Below are 20,892 nucleotides of genomic sequence, written 5' to 3' on the forward strand. Positions count from 1 at the left end.
TTTTGACAATTTTATCTATTTTTTTACTTGCCTTTTGATAATCCCCATCTTTAAGTTCTTCTAGGGCATTAACAGCAAAAGAAAAATCTTCAACTTCATTAAGATAAGCTTCTATAGCTTCTTTTATTATAGCTGATTTTGGCTTAGAAAGATTTTTACTTAAATTATCCAAACGCTCCTTAAGCTCTAAAGGCATTCTAAAAGAATAAGTTTTTACATTGTGTTTCATTTTATCCTCCTTAAGAATGTTTTTTGTAAAATTTTATAATTTGCTTACAAGTTTTGCAGGTAAATTTGTGACCTTGTAGTTCTATTTTTTGATGAATGTTATAAGGAACATCGTGAATTTTACCAGGACAATTACAGATATAAAGATAAAATTGTGGATGCTCATTATCTTCATCTTCTGCTGCTTCAAAGCTAATATCACTGCCATCATCTGTAGATAAAGAAGAACTTCTCCATTTTTCAACTTTCATGTCTTCGTATAGTATGTGTTCTAAAAGCCACTTTTTAGCCACTATATAAAGTTTTTCTTTAAGATCATTGGTTGATTTGATATCTTTGATTAAATTAATCATGGTTTGGATGATTTCTTTATGTATTTTTCGATGTTCTTCTAAATTTGGATAGCCTATTAGCTGCATGTATTTTTCTTCATCATTAAAGTGATCTTTCATATAATTAAAAAATTCAGCCAAAAGTTCTTTGACTTCATTTTTACTTACAGATCTATCTGATACAACTTCAACTTTTGCAGCAAGTTCAAAAAGCTTTTTATGTTGTTCGTCAATTTTAGCATTGTGCACACTATAGCTATTATCCCATTTTGGAAGCATTTTAACTCCTTAAGGAAAAATTTATTTATATAAAAGGATTATAGATAAAAATAAATTAAATAAAAATGAAATTTTATTAAATAATTGATAGGAATTTTGATACAATGATATATATTTTAAGAGATTTGAAATTAGAAAGATTTAAATTATGGCTGCTAAAATTTTACTTTTAGAAGATGATTTGAGTTTGAGTGAGATCATTGAAGAGTTTTTAAATGATGAAGGATATGAAGTATTTTTATGCAATAATGCGCAAGAATCTTTAGATATAGCTTATGAAAGATATTTTGATCTTTGGATTTTAGATGTAAAAGTTCCTTTAGGAGATGGATTTTCATTGCTTAAAGAATTAAGAAAAAGCGGAAAGCAAACCCCAGCAATTTTCATGACTTCTTTAAACACAACAAACGATTTAAAACAAGGCTTTGATGCAGGTTGTGATGATTATATAAAAAAACCTTTTGAACTTGCTGAGCTATCTATTAGGGTTAAAGCTTTGCTTAAAAGAGCTTTTTCACATAAAAATGAAGATTTTGAAGATTTAGGGGATGGATTTAGATTTGAATTTACTACACAAATTCTTTACTATAATAATAAAGCCTTGACTTTACCGAGTAAAGAAATTAAGCTTTTGTCTTTATTACTTAAAAATAAAAACAACTTTTTAAGCACAGAGAGAATTTTTGAAGAACTCTGGGATTATGATGAAGAGCCTAGTGAGCTAAGTTTAAGGGCTTATGTGAAAAATTTACGTAAAATTTTAGGAAAAGAAAAAATTATAAATCAAAGAGGCAGGGGATATTGCTATGGCTAAAAAAGTCATTAGGCAAATTTTATTAATCTACCTAACAACTACAGGTATTTTTTTAACTATTTTTTTTGCATTATGGTATCAAAAATTATATGAAGAATTGGTTGTTTTAAAGGGTGCCACTTTGAGAGAAAATCATAGAAATATTGTTATAAGCATCTTAAATTCTCGTTTTACCCCTATAGATATAAGTGCAAAAAATATTGCTCAAAGCACAGCATTAAAATTTGCTATATTTGATGCTAAAAAGATTGTTTTTAGTAATATAGATTTTGATTTAAGAAAGGCAAAGATAGAGCTTAAAGGTAGAGGTATTTGTGATAATAAGGTTTTTTTTCTTGCTCCTATGAGTGCAGATCATTATTTTTTAAGACATTCTAGCAATGAAGAAGTAAATACTAACGATGGTTTGCAAATTTTAATACAGGGTGAAGATGTTGGTAAAGATCTTTTTTGGATTAGAACGAAAGTTTTTGGTTTTGCTATTATGGCTTTTTTCATATTGGGCTTAATATCTTATATTCTAGTAAAAATTGCTCTAAAGCCTTTAGAGGATAAAATCAGCACACTAAATCGTTTTATTAAAGATTCAACTCATGAACTCAATACCCCATTAAGTATTATTTTGATGAGTATAGAACAACTTGATCATCAAAATTTAGGAGATAATGCTAAATTTGCAAGGATTAAGCTTGCTGCAAAAAGTTTATCTCAAGTGTATTCTGATCTTGTTTTTTATAATTTTCCTAATACCTTAGAAACAGAAAAACAAAAATTTGATTTAAGAATGCTACTTGAAGAAAGATTGGAATATTTTAAAGTATTTTTTGAGCAAAAAAAAATTACACTAAAGCTTGATTTAAATCAAGCAAATATTTTTGCCCCTAAAAATCAAATTTCTAAATTGATTGATAATCTTATAAGCAATGCTATTAAATACAATAAAAAAGGTGGAGTAATTTCTATAATTTTGAAAGCCAATTTTTTAAGTATTGCGGATACAGGTTGTGGAATTTCAAAGTCAAATTTAAATCAAATTTTTGATAGATATGCAAGATTTAATACCGATCAAGGAGGATTTGGTATAGGGCTTTCTTTGGTAAAAAAAGTTTGTGATGATAATGATATTAAGATTATTTGCGAATCTGTAGAAAATCAAGGGAGTGTTTTTAAATTAAATTGGTAATCAGCAAGAATTTTTCTTGCTGATAAGAGGTTAGAGCAGATATTACATCATTCCGCCCATACCACCCATTCCGCCCATTCCGCCCATTCCGCCCATATCCGGCATAGCAGGTTTATCTTCTTTAATTTCACTAATTGTTGCTTCAGTAGTTAAAAGCATACTAGCTACAGAAACTGCATTGAGTAAAGCTACTCTTTCTACTTTAACAGGGTCGATAATTCCACTTTCAAGCATATTAACATATTCACCTTTTGCAGCATCAAATCCTGTGTTTTCATCTTTAGCATTTTCTACGCTATTTACAACCACACCTGCATCAAAGCCTGCATTTTCAGCAATTTGTCTTAAAGGTGCTCTTAAAGCTCTTTCAACGATAGCTGCGCCAATTGCTTCATCGCCTTGTAGATCAAGTTTGATTTTAGCTTTTGCTTTGATAAGTGCTGCACCACCACCAATTACTATACCTTCTTCAACTGCTGCTTTAGTAGCACTTAAAGCATCATCAACACGATCTTTTTTCTCTTTCATTTCAGTTTCAGTTGCTGCACCTACTTTAATCACTGCAACACCACCGCTTAATTTTGCAAGTCTTTCTTGTAGTTTTTCTCTGTCATAATCTGAAGTTGTTTCAGCAATTTGTGCTTTGATTTGATTTACTCTTGCATCGATATTTGCTTTTTCACCTGCGCCATTTACTATGGTTGTATTGTCTTTATCGATAATTACGCTAGAAGCTTGTCCAAGATCTTGTATGGTCGCACTTTCAAGAGTTCTTCCAAGTTCTTCAGAAATCACTTCTCCGCCTGTTAAAATTGCTATATCTTCAAGCATAGCTTTTCTTCTATCGCCAAAACCTGGAGCTTTTACGGCTGAAATATTAAGAACACCGCGAAGTTTATTTACAACCAAAGTTGCAAGCGCTTCACCTTCAATATCTTCAGCGATAATTAAAAGTGGCTTGCCTGTTTTTTGAATTTGTTCTAAAACCGGTAATAAATCTTTTAAATTTGCAATTTTTTTATCAAAAAGCAGGATATAAGGGCTTGAAAGCTCTACTGTCATTTTTTCTGCATTAGTGATAAAATAAGGGCTTAAATAACCTCTGTCAAATTGCATACCTTCAACTACATTTAATTCATCATTGATTGATTTTGCCTCTTCAACAGTGATAACACCATCTTTGCCCACTTTTTCCATAGCATCAGCGATTAAATTTCCGATTTTTTCATCAGAGTTGGCTGAGATTGTAGCAACTTGTGCAATTTCTTTTTTATCTTTTACTTCGCGAGAAAGTTTTTTAAGTTCGCCTACTATAGCTTCGCAAGCCTTATCCATACCGCGTTTTATTTCAATAGGATTTGCACCTGCTGTGATATTTCTTAAACCTTCTTTGAAAATTGCATGAGCTAAAACCGTTGCAGTAGTTGTTCCATCCCCTGCTTGATCAGCTGTTTTGCTTGCTACTTCTCTTACAAGTGAAGCACCCATATTTTCAAGACTGTCTTTAAGTTCTACTTCTTTAGCAACACTTACGCCATCTTTAGTAATGCTTGGAGCACCAAAGCTTTTTTGGATTAAAACATTGCGTCCTCTTGGCCCCATAGTTACTTTTACCGCGTCATTAAGTTTTTTAACGCCCTCATAAAGTTTATTTCTTGCTTCATCTGAAAAAATAATTTCTTTTGCCATTTTTTATCCTTTTTATAAATTATTTTAAAATTCCTAAGATATCATCTAAATTTAAAACTAAATATTCATTATTATCAAGTTTAATTTCTGTTCCACCGTATTTAGCAAACACGATTTTATCACCATTTGCAATATCAGTGATTTCTTTACTTACTGCCACTACTTCACCCATTAAAGGCTTTTCTTTAGCATTATCTGGTATAATTATGCCTGAGGCTGTTGTTTTGGTTTCTTCAACGCGTTTAACTAGAACACGCTTTCCTAAAGGTTGAAAATTCATTTTTGTCCATCCTTAAAAATATTGATTTTAGCACTCTTTTATTTAGAGTGATAAAATCATACTATAAAAAATGAATTTTGTCAATACTTTAAATTAAAATATTTATAAAAGTTTAGTTTTATAGACTAAAGTTATTTTATAAAATAAACTAAAGGATAAAAATGAAAAAGATTTTTTATGGAGTTATAGCTTTTGTTGTTGTGCTTTTAATTGCTATTTATACCATACTTTTCACAAGTTTTGGTAATAATATAGTGGTAAATATAGCGCAAAAAAAGATCAAAGAAAGTGCGGGATTAGACGTAAATATCACGCATTTTACTTTGCGTTTTTCAAGTCTTGAACTGCAAGCAAATATCGCAAATATGGCAGATTTCAATCTCAAGGGAGCTTTGAGTCCTTTTAAGCTTGGATTTGATTTTGACTATCTTATTTCTTTAAATCAAAATTATGCTAAAAATTTAGGTTTAAATTTAAATCAAAACCTTTCTTTTGGCGGTAAGATTCAAGGTAAAGCAAGTGATTTTACTTTAGATGGAAAAGGTTATTTATTAGGTTCAAATGTACTTTTAAATGCAAGAATGTATAATTACAATCCTATTGCTTTAAATTTAGATGCGCAAAATCTTAAGGTAGAAGAAATACTTCATCTTTTATCTTACCCTAGTTACGCTAAAGGTTTTTTAAATGCTCAAGCAAAAATTTCAGCACAGAATTTAAAACCTGATGGAAATATTATCATAAAACTTGATACAAGTTATATAAACTATGAGGCGATAAAAAAAGATTTTTCTTTAGACTTGCCTTTAAATTCTAATCCTAAAGCAGAAATTTTGGCCAATGTTAAAGAAGATAAGATTTATGCTGTAAGTAAAATTTACAATGATTATCTTAACTTACAAACCCAAAAAACTCTTTATGATATTAGCAAGAATGCTTTAAGTACTGATTTTAATTTAAGTATTCCTTCTCTTGCAAAGCTTGAAAAACTTACAAAAACTAGACTAAATGGTAGTTTGGGTGTGATAGGTCAAACAAGTGTTGTAAATAATGCCTTATCAAGTTTAAATGCTCAAGTTATCGGACTTGGTGGAGAGGTAAAGGCAAGTTTGAAAAATAATAAAATTTTTGCAGATATTAATGAAGTAAGTTTGGAAAAATTATTAGCTCTTGCAGGATATGGAGCTTTGGTTTCTGGAAATTTAAATGCTAAACTTCTAAATGCGGATTTAGATTTTTCTAATTTCGATCTTGAAGCAAAAATAAACAATGCAAAGATTAACACCAATGAGCTTAAAAAAATAGCCAAAATAGAACTTCCAAATACAATTTTTAGTCTTGATACTAAAGCAAATGCAAAAAATAGCAATATTTCTTACAATGCTTTACTTGCTTCAAATTTGCTTAATATTAAAAAACTTCAAGGAACTTATAATTTAAAAAATAGTGAGTTAAATACAGATTTAAATGCTTTTATTGATGACTTGTCTCAGTTTAGTGCTATAGCAGGACAAAAATTACAAGGTAAGGCAGATCTTACTGCAAAAGCTCATATTATAGGCACTCAAATACAAAATTTAAATGCAAATGCAAATTTGGCAGATGGTGTAATCAAGGTTGATTCAAATGGTAAAAAACTTGATTTAAACATTGATAAACTTGATTTATCTAAACTTTTTGTTATAGCAGGTATGCCAAATTATGCCAGTGGGATTGTTAATGCAAAAGTTAATTTAGATAATATCGATTTTAACAACCTTAATGGTAAAGCAAATTTAGAAGCTAAAGGTATATTAAATGCTGCAACTTTAAGTAAAATTTTAAATAAAAATTTTCCAAACAATACAAGTTATGATTTAAATACCAAAATTAATTTTAAAAACAATATCGCTCAATTTGATTCCGTTTTAAATTCATCTTTAGCTGATCTTACAAAACTACAAGGAAGTTTTGATATAGGCAAAATGCTTTTAAATTCGGATTTTAGTCTAAAGATAAATGATTTTTCAAAACTAGGCTTTTTGTTGGATAGAAAACTTAAAGGTAAGGCAGAATTTAATGGAAAGGTAGGTTTTGATAAGAGTTTAAATTTTGTTGTAAATAGTCCAAATTTATTTGAAGGGAAGCTTCAAAGCACACTTAAAAATAACCTTTTGCTTGCTGATTTAAATGGAGTGGATTTAAGTAGTCTAGCTCAAAGTTTGGACTTTATGGATGTTTATCAAGGCAAGGCAGATGTGAAGGCAAATTACAATCTTTTAAGCGAAGAAGGCGAGGTTAATTTGGACATGAAAGAGGGTAAATTAAAACCAAATCTTATTACCAATGCTTTAAAAATTTTAACGCTAAAAGATATTACAAATGATGTTTATCGCACTGTTAATGCTAAAGCTTTGATTAAAAAAGAAAATATCAAACTTGATCTTAATATGCAAGCAGATCGTTCTTATATTTTAGTACAATCAGGAGCTTTAAATTCTAAAAGCGGGGCTTTAAATTTGCCTTTTGATATTAAACTCGATAGAGCCAATTTTAAAGGAAGCATTACAGGAACTACGGAAAACCCTAAAGTAAATTTAAATGCAGGAAGTGTGTTAAATTCTATTAAAAATGTAGTAGGTGGTGGTGTGAGTGATGGTGCTAAAAGTACAGGCGATAAAGTAGATAAAGCGGTAAATAAATTATTAAATAAGATTTTTTAAGGTAAAAAATGTTTAATGGACTCATAAGAGAAATTGCTAAAGTTCAATCTTATCAAAACAATACTTTAAGTTTAAAAGCAAAATATCGCCCAAATTTTGGCGATAGTATAGCTGTGAATGGAGCTTGTTTAAGTGTGACAAAACTTTATAAGGGAGGTTTTGAAGTGGAGCTTTCTCGTGAAAGTCGCACTCATATAGCTATAGAAAATTTAAAAGATAAAGTTCATATAGAATCTGCTTTAAGATACGGTGATAGAATTGATGGACATCTTATGCAAGGACATATTGATTTTATTGGCACACTTGAAAAAATTCAAAAAGATGAAAATGGAGTAGATTTTCATATATCTTTACCTAAAGAAGCTATGAAATTTATGGCAGAAAAAGGAAGTATAGGTGTTGATGGAGTAAGTCTTACTATCAATGAAATTTTAAAAAATGGTATTAGGCTTACTATTATTCCTATTACCTTTAAAGAAACGCTTTTTAAAGACTATCAAGTAGGTAGAAAAATCAACATAGAAAGTGATTTGCTTGCTCGTTATATTTATGCACAATTACAAGGCAAAAACAAAGGATTATCATGGGAAGAAGTGGAAAGAATTTCTTATCTTTATTAGAAAATGATAAAGTCGGTATTTTTTGTGCTTTTGATAAGGATTATAATGTTTTTAGGGCTAAAATTCATAATGAGAATTTATTTTCTCATTTAGGTTTTAAAGACATTGAAAAATGTGTTTTTATGGATCAAATTCACTCTCATAAAGTTATTATTTATGATAAAAATTTAAAAAATCTCAGTTGTGATGGGCTTATAAGTAAGGAAAAAAATACTGCTCTTTGTGTTTTAAGTGCGGATTGTTTGCCTTTAATTTTATATCATGAAAGTGGCATTATAGCAGCTTTGCATTCAGGTAGAAAAGGAAGCTTTGAAAATATCCTAAAAGAATGCGTTGATCAAATTGCTATGCAAAATTCACATTTAGATAAAAATAAATTTCATCTTTTTATCCTGCCTGGAATTTGTGCTAAAAATTATGAAATAGATGGAGAAATTTTAGAATTTGCTAAAAAAGAATTTAAAGAATTTGTTCAAGACGATAAACTTGATTTAAAAGCTTTAGTAAAATTTCAAGCGCAAAATTTAGGCATTGAAAATATTAAAGATTGTGGAATTTGTAGCTTTGATGATGAGAGTTTTTTTTCTTATCGTCGAGATAAAACGACTAAGCGTTTTGTGAGTGTGGTTTATTTAAAGGATTAAAATGTACGAAAGAAAAGATTTAAGAGTGTTAAAAATCATTCAAAAAGCTAGAGAATTTGGCGATGGGGATTTGCTAAATGAAGCTTTGGTGAAACAATTGATTGATGCGGATTTTTGTGAAATTAATGAAAAAGAAAAAGAAGAGCTTGCAACTCTTCTAAATTCTTTAATCAATGCAAAAGATAAAGCGTTGTTGAGTAATTAAAATTCTATATAGTTTTCAAAATCTTCTTCTTTTGGAGGATTGGGTTGATTTGAAGCTAGGGCTTCTTTAACAACCTGCTCGTATCCAGCTATGATATGTTTAAAATTCTCTTTCGCTTTTCCACTAAGTTCTGATTTGGCGATTTTTACAACAGATGCAGGATTTATAGCTCTATTATTTAAATATACTCCAAAATGCAAATGAGGACCTGTGCTCATACCAGTTGAACCAACATATGCAATTACTTGTCCTTGATTTACCTTTTGTCCGTTTTTAATTTTTGCAAAACGACTAAGATGAGCATATAAAGTCATATAACCTGAGTCATGCTTGATTTGAATTACATTTCCATAACCACCTTTTGTGCCTATAAAGGTTACTACTCCTTTGCCAGCACTTTTCACGGGGGTTCCGGTAGGTGCAGCATAGTCTATACCAAGATGGGCGCGATAGCGTTTTAATATAGGATGATATCTTGCTGTTGTAAAAGGAGAAGAAATTCTAGTGTAATTCACAGGTTTTGTAAGCAAAAAAGATTCCAATTCTTTGCCATCACGATCATAGAATATATCATTATAAGAAAAGACTTCTCTTGCGCTTTTATTGATTTCTACCATTGCCATTTTTATATTTATATCACCCCAAAGTTTACCCATGCGTCTTTTTTGTTCATAATATAGGGTTACTTCATCACCTTTTTGGATATTGCGAAAATTTATACTTCCTCGAAAAGCACGAACCATAGCACGAGCTAAAGTGCTGCTACCACTTTCTTCATAGACATCTTGATAAGCAGAGCTTTTAATGGTTAAATGTAAAATTCTATCTTCTTTTTGATAAGATACAGGAGTAAAAGCAAGAGTGTATTGTCCACCTTTATCTTTATAGATATGAATTTGTAAATCATCACTAATTGGAATTAAAACTTGTTCTATGTTGTTGTTTTCATCTTTTAAAACTTGATATTTTATTTTGTAGGCTATATCAGAAGCAAGCTCTTGATCTTCTCTATCAAGTCCATAATAAAGCGACATAGGTATGGAATTTCTTTGTAAGAATTTAAGTAAGGTATCTCCATTATCCCAAGTTAGCTCTTCAACACTTAAAGCTGCAAAACTTTGAACAACAAAAATAAATAAAAGCAATAATTTTTTCATGAGATAACCTTAATTTTTAAAAGAATTTTGAAATTTGAAAGCTATATTTTACTTTATTTTTCTTACAATTGCTTAACAAAAAAGGATTATAATTCTATAAATTTTTATTTAAGGAGCAAATTTGTTTAAAACTATAGTGTGTTTTTTAGCTTTAAACCTTAGCCTCTTTGCGGTTGGATTTGATTTAAAACCTATAAAAAGTGAACTTGTAAAAGTTGATGATATTTATGGTTATATTAAAGATAGTGATGATATAAAACTTTATTCAAGTGGCGTAGTAGTACAACATTTTAGCAATTCGCAAAGTATCATCGCTAGAGCAAGTGTTATAGATAAAAAAAATGGTTTGGCAAAATTAGAATTTAGCGTTTTTTCAGCTCTTAAGCAAGATGCTTTGCCTTTGCCAAATGTTTTACCTAAAGTAGGTGATGAGGTTGTTTTAAATTTTCTTTATGATAGAGGATTGGTAATTGCTCCTGATGAACAAACTTATAATGAACTTGTTAGAGAATTTCCGCAGATATATTTTACCCATATTGACATTTTTGGAGCACAATTAATTAGAACGGCCACTCTTTCTCCTAAGCGTTCAGATTTTAGGCAATTTTGTGATGATAATGCGGTTGGCATTTTGGTTGTGGCTTTGGAAAATCAAGCAGAAGTTGTAGATTGTCAAGATTTTAATAAGCTTTATGAAGTGCCTATAAGCAAGCCAACTAGCGTTCAGGTTCCTTTTTATTCTCGTATAGGTGGATATAAAAGTAATTTTTTTGATTTTAACTCTCAAGAAATAGGAAATTATTATAGGTATTATGATGCTTTGATTAATCTTCCTAAGGTGCAATAAACATGAAAAAAGAATTTGAACAATATTTTAAACGATTTTTAGGAGAAGAAAACGCTTATTTTGATGAAATTCACAAAAGAGCTTATAGCTATGATGCGACAAAAAAGCATTATTTACCCGATGGGGTTCTTTTTCCAAGAAATGAAGAAGATATTGCTCAAATTTTAAAATTTTGCAATGAAAATAATATCATAGTCATACCGCGAGGCTCAGGATCTGGTTTTACAGGAGGAGCTTTAGCTGTTAATGGCGGGATGGTGCTTGCTTTTGAAAAGCATATGAATAAAATTTTAGAAATTGATCTTGAAAATTTAGTGGCTGTTGTGCAACCTGGGGTTATTAATATACATTTACAAAAAGAAGTGGCTAAATACGGACTTTTTTACCCGCCTGACCCTGCTAGCATGGAGTATTCTAGCTTAGGGGGTAATGTAAGCGAAAATGCTGGGGGAATGAGAGCTGCAAAATATGGCATTACAAAAGATTATGTGATGGCTTTAAGGGCTGTTTTGCCTAGCGGAGAAATCATTCGTGCAGGAAAACGCACTATTAAAGATGTGGCAGGTTATAATTTGGCAGGAATTTTAATCGCTAGTGAAGGTTCTTTGGCAGTTTTAAGTGAGCTTACTTTAAAATTAATGCCTTTACCTAAATTCAAAAAAACCGCTTTTGCTATTTTTCCAAGTGTAAAAAGTGCTATGAATGCGGTTTACAAAAGTCTTGCTAGCGGTGTAAGTCCTGTATCTATGGAATTTTTAGACAATCTTAGCATTAGAGCGGTTGAGAGTAAATTTAATAAAGGTTTGCCTATAGAAGCTGGCGCTATTTTGATTGCTGATGTGGATGGTAATGTTAAAGAAGCTATTGATGAGGATTTAAGAAATTTAGAACATTATTTTTTAGAAGCTGGAGCTAGTGAATTTAAAATAGCAAAAGACGAACAAGAAGCCGCAGATATTTGGTTTGCTAGAAGAAATTGTTCTCAAAGCATTGCCATGTATGGAACTTTAAAACTTAATGAAGATATTACAGTTCCGCGTTCTAAACTACCTGCCTTGCTTGAAGGTATAGATGAGATTTCTAAAAGATATGGTTTTAAAATTCCTTGTTTTGGGCATACAGGGGATGGAAATGTGCATACTAATGTGATGGTTCCTGATAAAAATGATCAAGAGCAAGTGAAAAAAGGCTATGAAGCTGTGGAAGAGATTTTTAAATTAACAGTGAAACTTGGAGGAACTTTAAGCGGAGAGCATGGTATCGGACTCTCTAAAGCACCTTTTATGAATTTAGCTTTTTCTGAAGCCGAAATGAATTTAATGAGAAATATTAAAAAAGCTTTTGATCCAAATAATATACTAAATCCTTTTAAAATGGGACTTTAGAAGTTGAAAAATTTTTTTACTATTTTGCTAAATTTGCGTGATAAGGAAATTTTAAATTATGCAGCAGCGCTTAGTTTTTATACTGTATTATCTTTAATACCTATTTTATTTGTATGTTTTTCTGTTTTTACGCAAATTTCTAGTTTTAAAGCTTATTATGAAAAAGCAAAGCAAGTAATTTTTGCTTTTTTAATACCAACGCAACAAGATATTGTTGCTACTTACATCGATACTTTTTTAAAAAATAGTGTAAATTTGGGTATTGTAGGTCTTATTGCTATGGCATTTACTTCTTTAGCTTTTTTTTCAGGCTATGATTTTGTAATCAATCGCATTACTAAAAATGAACCTAAAGGACTTTGGCAAAGCATTAGTTCTTATTGGACTCTTTTGACTCTTGTTCCTTTAGGGCTTGGGCTTAGTTTTTATATTTCAGGTTTTATCCAACAAACTTTAGATGATTATAAAATAGGGTTTAATTTTTTTGAAATTTTACCCTTTGTAATTATTTGGGGTTTATTTTTTATATCTTATTCAAGTTCTGTTCATAAGGGAACTCTTAAAAGTTTAGCTTTAGTATCTTTTGGAGCGGGTGCTATTTGGTATATAGGAAAAAATTTATTTGTATATTATGTGGTATATAATAAAACATACGCTAGTGTTTATGGATCTTTTTCTACTATTTTATTCTTTTTTATTTGGATTTATATTTCTTGGATTATTTATCTTTTTGGGCTTAAACTCTATTATTTTCTAAATCACAATCATAATGAAGGGAATAAAATTCGCAAAAATACAAAGAAAAGCTAGATATTTAAATCGCACAGAGATTAAAGAAGCAATAAGATAACTTATAAAAATCCAAAACGGGATATGGATATTAGTTCCATAAATTTTAAATTTAAAAAATTCATCCAAGATAAAATTGAGCAAATCTCCATAGTTTATAAGATGCAAAAATAATACTAAAGGATAAAATATTACAAAAATTCCACTCAAAATAATACCTAAAATTTGTTGGTAGCTTATAAGTGGAAAAAAATAAAGCACAGGTAAAACCATAGCAAAAAAAGTCCAAATATTAAGCAAAATAATATTTATAAGATTATTAAATTTATTTGCAAAATGATGCATATATAAAAAAATATAAAAAACACCTAAAATAGAAAATAAAAATCCAATACTAAATAAAAGTCTAGGGTAAAGAGAAATGCACAATAAAATACTACAAAAAAGTGTAAAGAAATTAATAATTTTTATATTTTTACACAATAGATAAAAAACCCAAAAAGCCATAATCAAGGAGCGCACAAAAGAAGGGACAAACCCTATTAAACAAGCATAAGCTAAAAGTAGTGTAAAAATTAAAATACTTAAATCTAAACGTAAATTTCTATAAGGAAAATATCTTTTTTGGAAAAAACTATAAATTGGAGCTAAAATAAAGAAAACTAAACTAAAAAGTAAGCCTATGTGATAACCGCTAATTGCTATAAGGTGTGCTATGCCGTAGTAATTTACATCGTTTCTAAGCTCTAAAGATATGGGCAGTGCAAAAAATAAAGCACCATAAAATTCTTTAATTTTTTCATTTGTATGTTGATTTAAGAAGTAAGATATAATGGGATTGTATTCTTTTTCTTTTAATTTTTTAAAATCATAAGAAGGTGCATAAAAACTTTTGCTCAGATAGTCTTTAAAGTTAATATTATGGGTGATAATTCTAAGGCTTAAAAGTTGATTCTTGCTTAAATTTAAATCCTTAAAACTTGTAGTATAAAAAGTGAAGTTTTCAGTTTGTAGCTTTAAAACCCAGTATTTTTTATTTTTTTTATTATATTTTATATATTGGTGCGTTAATAGAGCGTTACTTATAAAGTAATGTTTTTGGTTTTTAAAGTTTAAAAAATTATTATATTCTAAAAGGATATTAAAAATAAAAATAATAACAACAGATAAAAATAAATAATGAAATTCTTTAAAAGAGTAAAAAAAAGAATTCCATAGAGACATTATTTTTTGGAAAATTTACTTAAATAAAACCAAATTATTCCAGCTAAAAATAATAAAAATAAAGGAGCAGCATAAGGATATAAACTCAGTTTATCAAAAATTGCTTCAATAACATACCCAAAAGTATAAGCAGCAAAACCTAGAACAATAGCCCATATCAAACTAGCTAGAGTATTGATAATAAAAAATTTAATAAAATTATATTTTGCCATACCTGCAGCTATAGGAATGAAAGTTTTTAAACCATAAATAAATTTTTGAGTTACAAGTAAAATAATTCCGTGTTGTTTTGTTTTCATCATAGCAAGGGCTATCTTGCGTCGGTGTTTTTTAAAATAAGGCATAATGTCTTTTTTATAATATTTTCCAAGTATAAAAAGCAAAGTTGAACCTATGGTATTAGCAATAAAAGCAAGAGCAATACAAAAACTAAGATCCATTTTTCCTTGAGAACTTAAAACTCCTGCAGCTAAAATTCCAACCATTCCACCTCCTAAAGAGTAAAAGAATAAAACAATATAACCATATTTTATTAAAGTATCAATCATATCTTGCATAATAAACCTTATTTAGCGTATTCTACAGCTCTAAGTTCACGTATAACATTGACTTTAATTTCACCAGGATATTGCATTTTTTCTTGAATTTCAGCTGCTATTTCCTTAGCTAAAAGTACACTTTCATCATCATTAACAAGCTGAGCATTGGCTATGACGCGAATCTCTCTTCCGGCATTGATTGCATAGGCATTTTTAATTCCTTCTTTACTTTTAGCGATATCTTCTAGCTCACTGACTCTTTTTAAGAAAGCTTCTAACACTTCTCTTCTAGCTCCAGGTCGTGCAGCACTTAAAGTATCTGCTGCGCAAACAGCTGCTGATTCTATGCTTGTAGCTTCTTCGTGTCCATGATGTGCGTAAATAGCATTGATTACTACAGGATGCTCTTTGTAGCGTTTGCAAAGTTCTGCACCTAAATCCACATGAGATCCTTCAAAATCATGGGTTAATGCTTTTCCTATATCATGTAAAATTCCCGCACGACGTGCTAAATTCTCATCTCCACCACACTCAGCAGCAATGATTCCTGCAAGGTGAGCCACTTCCAAAGAATGTGCTAAAGCGTTTTGTCCATAGCTTGCTCGGTATTTGAGTTTCCCTATGAGTTTTACAATTTCAGGGTGTATTTTATTTAAACCTAGATCCATAACTATGGTTTCTCCTTCTTCTAGAATAGCGCTATCAAATTCTTTGCATACTTTTTCGTGAATTTCTTCTATGCGCGCGGGTTGAATTCTGCCATCTTCAACTAAAAGCTCTATAACTTTTGTAGCAATAGCACGGCGATAAAGATTAAAACAGCTTACTATAATAGCACCTGGTGTATCATCGATGATAATATCAACACCTAAAACCATTTCTAAGGTTTTAACATTGCGTCCTTCTTTACCAATGATACGTCCTTTAAGTTCATCGTTTTTAATGTTAATAACATTGATAAGTCTTTCAGCTGCAAATTCACCTGCAAAACGAGAGGTAGCTTGAGCAATGATGAAATTAGCTTTTCTTTTGGCTTCATTTTTTGCTTCTTCTTCATATTTTCTTACTATATGTGCAATTTGCTCGCGAGAATTTTCTTCTACTTTTTTAAGAATGATTGCTTTAGCTTCATTTTGTGTAAGTCCTGTAGAATGTTCTAAAATTTTTAAAACATCGTCAAGTTTTTCTTGATATTTATTTTTTAATTTATCAACATCAGATTGTAAGTCTTGAATGTGTTTTTTTGACTTGCAAAGGTATTCTTTATCTTCTTTTAGTTTTTCTTCTTCTTGCTGAAGTTTTTGTTCTTTTTTAGAAAGATCATCAAATTTTTGATTAAAATCTTTTTGAATTTTGTGAGTTTTTTCTTCATATTTTTTTTTAACTTCTAATTCTGCATTAAGAATTGAATTTTTTGCATCTTTTAAAATAAGCTCTGCTTCGTATTCTATAGCTTTGGCTTTAGCTTTAGCTTGCTCTACGAAAATTTCATATTTGGCATCATTGATTTTTTTTGCAACTAAATATCCTATACCGAGTCCGACTATAGCGGCTATAAATGCGATAAGTGATTCTATCATTTTTTCTTTCTTTCTTGTAATATTTTTTATAAGGGTTTATGTATAATTTTCCTGAAATATCATGCTTTTGTGTTAGATTATTTTGACTTAAAGCATCTATACTTTGGACAAATATTATATGAGGTTTGTAATTTAAATTTTCAAAAAATCTATCATAAAAACCTTGCCCATGTCCTATTCTTTTTAAATTTTTATCGACGCCAATTACAGGCACAATAGCTAAATCAATTTTTGCTTTAAAAAAAGAATCTATAGGCTCTAAAACCCCAAACCTTTTTTTAATAAAAGGCAATCTTAATTTTACAATTTTTAAACTTTTATCTTGCATAAATGGAACAAAAAGTTTGTAATTTTTATTAAGAATATGGCGAAATTTTATTAAGTTTGGTTCATAATGCAAGGGAATAAAAATTAAAATATTTTTAGCTTTAAATAGTTTTATTATTTTAAGACATTCTTTAAATATTTTATAATCTTGTTTGAAATTTAGTTTTGAATGTTTGAAAAGGCGTATTTTTTGCAATGCCCTAAAATCTGTTTTTTCCATTAATATGCCTTTAAAAAAATATTATCTTATATATGTTATAATTTTAGCATTTTTATAAAGAAGAATAAAGGATTGATAAATAATGAAGATTAAAAAAATACTTTTACTAGTGGTAATATCTTGTTTATTTGTTGCTTGTAGCAATGATAAAGAAAAACAGCAAAATGATGTAAATTTAAGCACCGAGGCAAGTATAAATCAAAGTGATGATATGAATTTTAAACTTAATTTGATTGATGGAGGATCAATTTCAGTAAAAAAAGAAAATGCCGTTTTAAATTTCAACGATGAAGATAAGGCAACTTTGTTTGTATTTTTTACTACTTGGTGTACTCCTTGTATTGTCGAAATTCCTCATCTTAACAAACTGCAAGAAAAGTATAACAATGATTTTAATATAGTTGGAGTTTTATTAGAGGATAAGTCTAATGAGGAGATTCAAAAATTTATAGAACAACATAAAATATCTTATAAAGTCTCTAATGGTGAAAATAACTATCTTTTAGCTAAAGTTTTAGGTGGGGTAAATGGAATTCCTACCATGTTTCTTTACAACAAGCATTCTAAATTGATTAATCAGTATTTAGGGCTTATTCCTGAAGAAATGCTAGAAATCGATATACAAAAGGCTATACTTTAATGTTTAATTTTTTTAAAAAAGGACTTGCAAAAACTCTTGAAAATATTATTGGAGTTAAAGGAGAGAATAAAAAGATAACCAAAGATTTGCTTGAAGAAATTTTGCTTGAAGCAGATGTAAGTTATGAAATAGTTGAAGAGATAATTTATTATTTACCGCCTCAAAATGAAGTAAAAAAAGAAGATTTAAAGCGTGTTATGGGTTCTTATTTTCTTTATGAAAAAAAAGAAACCAATCAAGAAAAACCTTTTGTAGAGCTTATTTTAGGAGTAAATGGAGCGGGAAAAACAACAAGTATTGCCAAACTTGCTTATTTATATAAAAACCAAAATCAAAAAGTGATTTTAGGAGCGTGTGATACTTTTAGAGCAGGTGCGATTGAGCAATTAAAACTTTGGGCGCAAAAAGTGGATGTAGATATAGTTTTAACTGCACAAGGGCATGATCCTTCAGCGGTTGCTTTTGATACCATTTCTAAAGCAAAAGCAAAGGATTTTGATAGGGTTATTATCGATACAGCAGGGCGTTTGCAAAATCAAAAAAATTTAACTCATGAGCTTGAAAAAATTGTAAGAATTTCAAACAAAGCTTTAGAAGGTGCACCACATAGAAAAATTTTAGTTTTAGATGGAACACAGGGAAATGCTGGAATTTTACAAGCTAAAGCTTTTAATGAGCTTGTAAAACTTGATGGCGTGATTATCACAAAGCTTGATGGGACTGCTAAAGGGGGTGCGCTTTTTAGCATAGCAAGAGAGCTTGAACTTCCTATTTTTTACGTAGGCGTAGGTGAGCAAATGACGGATTTACAAGAATTTAATGCAAGTACTTATTTAGATACTTTATTAGATCCTATTTTTGAATAATGGCAAAAAATAAAGCACTTTTTGAATGTCAAGCTTGTGGAAATCAACAAAGCAAATGGCTTGGAAAATGTCCTGATTGTGGAGCTTGGGATAGTTTTGTAGAATTAAAAGCTGAGCAAATTAAAGTTTTAAAAGAGCTTGCGCAAGTTAGTATGAAAACAAGTGAAGCTGTTTGTATTGAAGATGTGGAATTAGAACATTTTACAAGATACAGCACAGATGATAATGAGCTTGATTTGGTTTTAGGCGGAGGGCTTGTTGAAGGTTCTTTAGTGCTTATAGGCGGAAGTCCAGGTGTGGGAAAATCTACGCTTTTGTTAAAAATTGCTTCAAATTTAGCCAAACAGGGTAAAAAAGTGCTTTATGTCAGTGGCGAAGAAAGTAAAGCTCAGATTAAATTAAGAGCTGATCGCCTTGAGGCTAATACTCCGAATTTATTTTTACTTACTGAACTTTGCCTTGAAAATATTTTAGAAGAATTGCACAAAAAAGATTATAGTATTCTTATCATTGATTCTATACAAACTCTATATTCAAATAAAATCACTTCAGCAGCAGGAAGCATCACTCAGGTGCGTGAGATTACTTTTGAACTTATGCGTGTTAGCAAGGCTTATAATATCAGTACTTTTATCATAGGGCACATTACTAAAGAAGGTGCTATAGCAGGACCTAGGGTTCTTGAACATATGGTGGATGTGGTGCTTTATTTTGAAGGAGATGCCACTAAAGAAATTAGACTTTTAAGAGGCTTTAAAAATCGTTTTGGTGGAACGAATGAAGTAGGTATTTTTGAGATGACTGCTAAGGGTTTGATCAGCGCAAAAGATTTGGCAAATCGTTTTTTTACTCGTGGAAAGGCTATTTCAGGAAGTGCTTTAGGTGTTGTGATGGAAGGATCTCGTGCTTTGGTTTTAGAAGTTCAAGCTCTAGTGTGTGAAAGTTCTTATCCAAAGCGTAGCGCTACGGGATATGAAAAAAATCGCTTAGATATGCTTTTGGCTTTGCTTGAAAGAAAGCTTGAAATTCCTTTAGGACATTATGATGTATTTGTAAATATTAGTGGTGGAGTAAAAGTAAGCGAAACTGCGGCGGATTTGGCTGTGGTTGCAGCTATTATTTCAAGTTTTAAAAATCGCCCTTTGAGCAAAGATAGTATTTTTATAGGGGAGCTTAGTTTAAATGGAGAAATTAGAGAGGTTTTTAGCCTTGATACGCGTTTAAAAGAAGCTAAAATGCAAAAATTTAAAAATGCCATTGTTCCTTCTAAGCCTTTGGAAGATATAGGGCTTAAGTGTTTTGTTGCTAAAGAACTTTCGCAAGTTTTAGAATGGATGTAAATTTTCATTAAAATATAAGTAAGATTTTGCTAAAATTTCGAGTTTAGAATAAAATTTTTGAGGAAACCATGAAAGATTTATTTTTATTTAGCTCTTTGCTTGATGCAAGTCATACTTTTTCTTATTTTTTTCACATAGGTTTGGTAGCTTTAATTGCTGTTATAGTGGCTATGATGGCTACTCGTTCTATGCAACTTGTTCCACGCGGTATGCAAAATTTAGGTGAGGCTTTTTTAGAGGGAGTTTTATCTATGGGTAGAGATACCATGGGAAGTGAAAAAGGTGCAAGAAAATATCTTCCTTTGGTTGCAACTTTGGGGATTATAGTGTTTTTTAGTAATATTATAGGTATAATACCTGGTTTTCACGCTCCAACTGCAAGTTTAAATTTGACTTTGTCCTTGGCTATTATAGTTTTTGTATATTATCATTTTGAGGGTATTAGGGCACAAGGTTTTGTAAAGTATTTTGCTCATTTCATGGGACCTATTAAACTTTTAGCTCCTTTGATGTTTCCTATAGAGATAGTCTCTCATCTTTCTCGTGTGGTTTCTTTGTCCTTCCGTTTGTTTGGAAATATTAAAGGTGACGATTTATTTTTGATGGTAATTTTAGCTTTAGTTCCTTATATAGCTCCGCTTCCTGCTTATGTGCTTTTAACTTTTATGGCATTTTTACAAGCTTTTATTTTTATGATTTTAACTTATGTATATTTAGCGGGTGCAACTGTTGTTGAGGAAGGTCATTGATCTATATTTTAGAATTTTTTAAAGGTGCATCTTTAGCTTTAATGCTTTTGTGCACCTTTTTTCTCCTTTTTAAATTTATATCTTATTTTTATCTTGTTTTGGGGTTTATTTTTAGCCTGCTTTTATTTTTGGTTTTTATGTTGTTTATAGAAAACTATGAACTTAAAAATCAGAAAAAATAGTTGTTTTATAATTTCATAATTTTAAAATTAAACAAATACAAATCAAAGTCTAATATTTAAAGCCTTTTCTA

At 30.0% G+C, this 20,892-nt stretch carries 23 protein-coding genes; 14 read left to right on the forward strand and 9 right to left on the reverse strand.

The genetic code is table 11. The annotated features are described in order from the left end of the window. Together AJ930_RS10555 and AJ930_RS07105 are read right to left on the reverse strand one after the other, a co-directional pair. Window positions 1–229: ribbon-helix-helix domain-containing protein (locus AJ930_RS10555; protein ID WP_070275083.1), on the reverse strand; the 229-nt coding region annotated here is incomplete at its 3' end. 10 nt (window positions 230–239) lie between these two features. Then, the gene (locus AJ930_RS07105) at window positions 240–839 is read right to left on the reverse strand and encodes a bacteriohemerythrin (RefSeq protein WP_002861919.1); all 600 of its coding nucleotides are present in this window, start codon (window positions 837–839) and stop codon (window positions 240–242) included. 148 nt (window positions 840–987) lie between these two features. Between AJ930_RS07105 and dccR the strand changes: the two genes are divergently transcribed. Both dccR and dccS read left to right on the forward strand, forming a co-directional pair. Continuing rightward, complete coding sequence (gene dccR / locus AJ930_RS07110; protein ID WP_070275084.1) at window positions 988–1,653, forward strand: two-component system response regulator DccR; 666 nt, start codon at window positions 988–990, stop codon at window positions 1,651–1,653. Beyond that, entirely contained in the window at window positions 1,646–2,836 is a 1,191-nt protein-coding gene (gene dccS, locus AJ930_RS07115; RefSeq protein WP_070275085.1) for a two-component system sensor histidine kinase DccS, read from the forward strand. The genes dccR and dccS overlap by 8 nt, the downstream gene beginning before the upstream one ends. 42 nt (window positions 2,837–2,878) lie before the next feature. Here dccS and groL read toward each other — a convergent pair whose 3' ends face one another. Next, entirely contained in the window at window positions 2,879–4,525 is a 1,647-nt protein-coding gene (gene groL, locus AJ930_RS07120) for a chaperonin GroEL (protein ID WP_070275086.1), read from the reverse strand. A 19-nt stretch (window positions 4,526–4,544) separates the two neighbouring features. After that, entirely contained in the window at window positions 4,545–4,805 is a 261-nt protein-coding gene (gene groES / locus AJ930_RS07125; RefSeq protein WP_002825273.1) for a co-chaperone GroES, read from the reverse strand. Between the two features lie 161 nt (window positions 4,806–4,966). Here groES and AJ930_RS07130 point away from each other — a divergent pair, with 161 nt between their 5' ends. Genes AJ930_RS07130 through AJ930_RS07145 form a run of 4 tightly spaced genes read left to right on the forward strand, consistent with a single transcriptional unit; the run spans window position 4,967 to window position 8,976 of the window. After that, entirely contained in the window at window positions 4,967–7,507 is a 2,541-nt protein-coding gene (locus AJ930_RS07130; protein WP_070275087.1) for a hypothetical protein, read from the forward strand. An 8-nt stretch (window positions 7,508–7,515) separates the two neighbouring features. After that, window positions 7,516–8,127, forward strand: a complete 612-nt coding sequence (locus AJ930_RS07135; RefSeq protein WP_070275088.1) for a riboflavin synthase — start codon at window positions 7,516–7,518, stop codon at window positions 8,125–8,127. Then, entirely contained in the window at window positions 8,091–8,771 is a 681-nt protein-coding gene (locus AJ930_RS07140; RefSeq protein WP_002880585.1) for a polyphenol oxidase family protein, read from the forward strand. Before AJ930_RS07135 ends, AJ930_RS07140 begins: the two co-directional genes overlap by 37 nt. A gap of 1 nt (window position 8,772) precedes the next feature. After that, complete coding sequence (locus AJ930_RS07145; RefSeq protein ID WP_002853612.1) at window positions 8,773–8,976, forward strand: hypothetical protein; 204 nt, start codon at window positions 8,773–8,775, stop codon at window positions 8,974–8,976. On the opposite strand, the gene AJ930_RS07150 is transcribed toward AJ930_RS07145, so the two are convergent. After that, the gene (locus tag AJ930_RS07150) at window positions 8,973–10,133 is read right to left on the reverse strand and encodes a M23 family metallopeptidase (RefSeq protein WP_070248819.1); all 1,161 of its coding nucleotides are present in this window, start codon (window positions 10,131–10,133) and stop codon (window positions 8,973–8,975) included. The genes AJ930_RS07145 and AJ930_RS07150 overlap by 4 nt on opposite strands. A gap of 121 nt (window positions 10,134–10,254) precedes the next feature. Here AJ930_RS07150 and AJ930_RS07155 point away from each other — a divergent pair, with 121 nt between their 5' ends. From AJ930_RS07155 to AJ930_RS07165, 3 genes are read left to right on the forward strand one after another with little or no spacing between them, the layout of a single operon-like run. Continuing rightward, window positions 10,255–10,980, forward strand: coding sequence for a plasminogen-binding N-terminal domain-containing protein (locus tag AJ930_RS07155; protein WP_002853792.1), 726 nt, complete (start codon window positions 10,255–10,257; stop codon window positions 10,978–10,980). 2 nt (window positions 10,981–10,982) lie between these two features. After that, window positions 10,983–12,365, forward strand: coding sequence for an FAD-linked oxidase C-terminal domain-containing protein (locus AJ930_RS07160; protein WP_070275089.1), 1,383 nt, complete (start codon window positions 10,983–10,985; stop codon window positions 12,363–12,365). Window positions 12,366–12,368: 3 nt separating this feature from the next. Then, on the forward strand, window positions 12,369–13,175 hold the full coding sequence (locus AJ930_RS07165; RefSeq protein WP_044779068.1) for a YihY/virulence factor BrkB family protein: 807 nt from the start codon (window positions 12,369–12,371) through the stop codon (window positions 13,173–13,175). Here AJ930_RS07165 and AJ930_RS07170 read toward each other — a convergent pair. The 4 genes from AJ930_RS07170 to AJ930_RS07185 are packed head-to-tail and all read right to left on the reverse strand — an operon-like array spanning window position 13,119 to window position 17,044. Then, a complete protein-coding gene (locus tag AJ930_RS07170; protein WP_044780092.1) occupies window positions 13,119–14,378 on the reverse strand; it encodes a ComEC/Rec2 family competence protein in 1,260 nt (419 codons plus the stop codon). The genes AJ930_RS07165 and AJ930_RS07170 overlap by 57 nt on opposite strands. Continuing rightward, window positions 14,378–14,935, reverse strand: coding sequence for a DedA family protein (locus AJ930_RS07175; protein WP_070275090.1), 558 nt, complete (start codon window positions 14,933–14,935; stop codon window positions 14,378–14,380). Before AJ930_RS07175 ends, AJ930_RS07170 begins: the two co-directional genes overlap by 1 nt. A gap of 8 nt (window positions 14,936–14,943) precedes the next feature. Then, window positions 14,944–16,497 carry a ribonuclease Y gene (gene rny / locus AJ930_RS07180; protein ID WP_070275091.1) on the reverse strand — a complete coding sequence of 518 codons (1,554 nt, stop codon included), beginning with the start codon at window positions 16,495–16,497 and terminating at the stop codon, window positions 14,944–14,946. Further along, the gene (locus AJ930_RS07185) at window positions 16,418–17,044 is read right to left on the reverse strand and encodes a 5-formyltetrahydrofolate cyclo-ligase (protein WP_044779072.1); all 627 of its coding nucleotides are present in this window, start codon (window positions 17,042–17,044) and stop codon (window positions 16,418–16,420) included. Before AJ930_RS07185 ends, rny begins: the two co-directional genes overlap by 80 nt. A gap of 82 nt (window positions 17,045–17,126) precedes the next feature. On the opposite strand from AJ930_RS07185, the gene AJ930_RS07190 reads away from it, so the two are divergent. The 5 genes from AJ930_RS07190 to AJ930_RS10560 all read left to right on the forward strand — a co-directional run bounded on the left by AJ930_RS07190 (window position 17,127) and on the right by AJ930_RS10560 (window position 20,821). Then, complete coding sequence (locus tag AJ930_RS07190; protein WP_053872365.1) at window positions 17,127–17,684, forward strand: TlpA family protein disulfide reductase; 558 nt, start codon at window positions 17,127–17,129, stop codon at window positions 17,682–17,684. Further along, window positions 17,684–18,550, forward strand: a complete 867-nt coding sequence (gene ftsY, locus AJ930_RS07195; RefSeq protein WP_070275092.1) for a signal recognition particle-docking protein FtsY — start codon at window positions 17,684–17,686, stop codon at window positions 18,548–18,550. The genes AJ930_RS07190 and ftsY overlap by 1 nt, the downstream gene beginning before the upstream one ends. Further along, window positions 18,550–19,890 carry a DNA repair protein RadA gene (gene radA, locus AJ930_RS07200; RefSeq protein WP_002854001.1) on the forward strand — a complete coding sequence of 447 codons (1,341 nt, stop codon included), beginning with the start codon at window positions 18,550–18,552 and terminating at the stop codon, window positions 19,888–19,890. The genes ftsY and radA overlap by 1 nt, the downstream gene beginning before the upstream one ends. A gap of 68 nt (window positions 19,891–19,958) precedes the next feature. Continuing rightward, window positions 19,959–20,639 (forward strand): F0F1 ATP synthase subunit A, encoded by a 681-nt coding sequence (locus AJ930_RS07205; RefSeq protein ID WP_002858390.1) that lies wholly within the window; start codon window positions 19,959–19,961, stop codon window positions 20,637–20,639. Further along, a complete protein-coding gene (locus tag AJ930_RS10560) occupies window positions 20,636–20,821 on the forward strand; it encodes a hypothetical protein (RefSeq protein WP_044779077.1) in 186 nt (61 codons plus the stop codon). The genes AJ930_RS07205 and AJ930_RS10560 overlap by 4 nt, the downstream gene beginning before the upstream one ends. Window positions 20,822–20,892: the final 71 nt, after the last annotated feature.

Origin of the sequence: Campylobacter sp. BCW_6871 (assembly GCF_001762325.1) — a bacterium.
In the GTDB taxonomy this organism is placed as follows: Bacteria; Campylobacterota; Campylobacteria; order Campylobacterales; family Campylobacteraceae; genus Campylobacter_D; species Campylobacter_D jejuni.

Excerpts from the sequence above, each read along its gene's own strand:
- AJ930_RS07105 (WP_002861919.1), bottom strand. The coding sequence starts at position 839 with ATGCTTCCAAAATGGGATAATAGCTATAGTGTGCACAATGCTAAAATT.
- dccR (WP_070275084.1), top strand. The coding sequence starts at position 988 with ATGGCTGCTAAAATTTTACTTTTAGAAGATGATTTGAGTTTGAGTGAG.
- dccS (WP_070275085.1), top strand. The coding sequence starts at position 1,646 with ATGGCTAAAAAAGTCATTAGGCAAATTTTATTAATCTACCTAACAACT.
- groL (WP_070275086.1), bottom strand. The coding sequence starts at position 4,525 with ATGGCAAAAGAAATTATTTTTTCAGATGAAGCAAGAAATAAACTTTAT.
- groES (WP_002825273.1), bottom strand. The coding sequence starts at position 4,805 with ATGAATTTTCAACCTTTAGGAAAGCGTGTTCTAGTTAAACGCGTTGAA.
- AJ930_RS07130 (WP_070275087.1), top strand. The coding sequence starts at position 4,967 with ATGAAAAAGATTTTTTATGGAGTTATAGCTTTTGTTGTTGTGCTTTTA.
- AJ930_RS07135 (WP_070275088.1), top strand. The coding sequence starts at position 7,516 with ATGTTTAATGGACTCATAAGAGAAATTGCTAAAGTTCAATCTTATCAA.
- AJ930_RS07140 (WP_002880585.1), top strand. The coding sequence starts at position 8,091 with ATGGGAAGAAGTGGAAAGAATTTCTTATCTTTATTAGAAAATGATAAA.
- AJ930_RS07145 (WP_002853612.1), top strand. The coding sequence starts at position 8,773 with ATGTACGAAAGAAAAGATTTAAGAGTGTTAAAAATCATTCAAAAAGCT.
- AJ930_RS07150 (WP_070248819.1), bottom strand. The coding sequence starts at position 10,133 with ATGAAAAAATTATTGCTTTTATTTATTTTTGTTGTTCAAAGTTTTGCA.
- AJ930_RS07160 (WP_070275089.1), top strand. The coding sequence starts at position 10,983 with ATGAAAAAAGAATTTGAACAATATTTTAAACGATTTTTAGGAGAAGAA.
- AJ930_RS07170 (WP_044780092.1), bottom strand. The coding sequence starts at position 14,378 with ATGTCTCTATGGAATTCTTTTTTTTACTCTTTTAAAGAATTTCATTAT.
- AJ930_RS07175 (WP_070275090.1), bottom strand. The coding sequence starts at position 14,935 with ATGCAAGATATGATTGATACTTTAATAAAATATGGTTATATTGTTTTA.
- rny (WP_070275091.1), bottom strand. The coding sequence starts at position 16,497 with ATGATAGAATCACTTATCGCATTTATAGCCGCTATAGTCGGACTCGGT.
- AJ930_RS07185 (WP_044779072.1), bottom strand. The coding sequence starts at position 17,044 with ATGGAAAAAACAGATTTTAGGGCATTGCAAAAAATACGCCTTTTCAAA.
- AJ930_RS07190 (WP_053872365.1), top strand. The coding sequence starts at position 17,127 with ATGAAGATTAAAAAAATACTTTTACTAGTGGTAATATCTTGTTTATTT.
- ftsY (WP_070275092.1), top strand. The coding sequence starts at position 17,684 with ATGTTTAATTTTTTTAAAAAAGGACTTGCAAAAACTCTTGAAAATATT.
- radA (WP_002854001.1), top strand. The coding sequence starts at position 18,550 with ATGGCAAAAAATAAAGCACTTTTTGAATGTCAAGCTTGTGGAAATCAA.
- AJ930_RS07205 (WP_002858390.1), top strand. The coding sequence starts at position 19,959 with ATGAAAGATTTATTTTTATTTAGCTCTTTGCTTGATGCAAGTCATACT.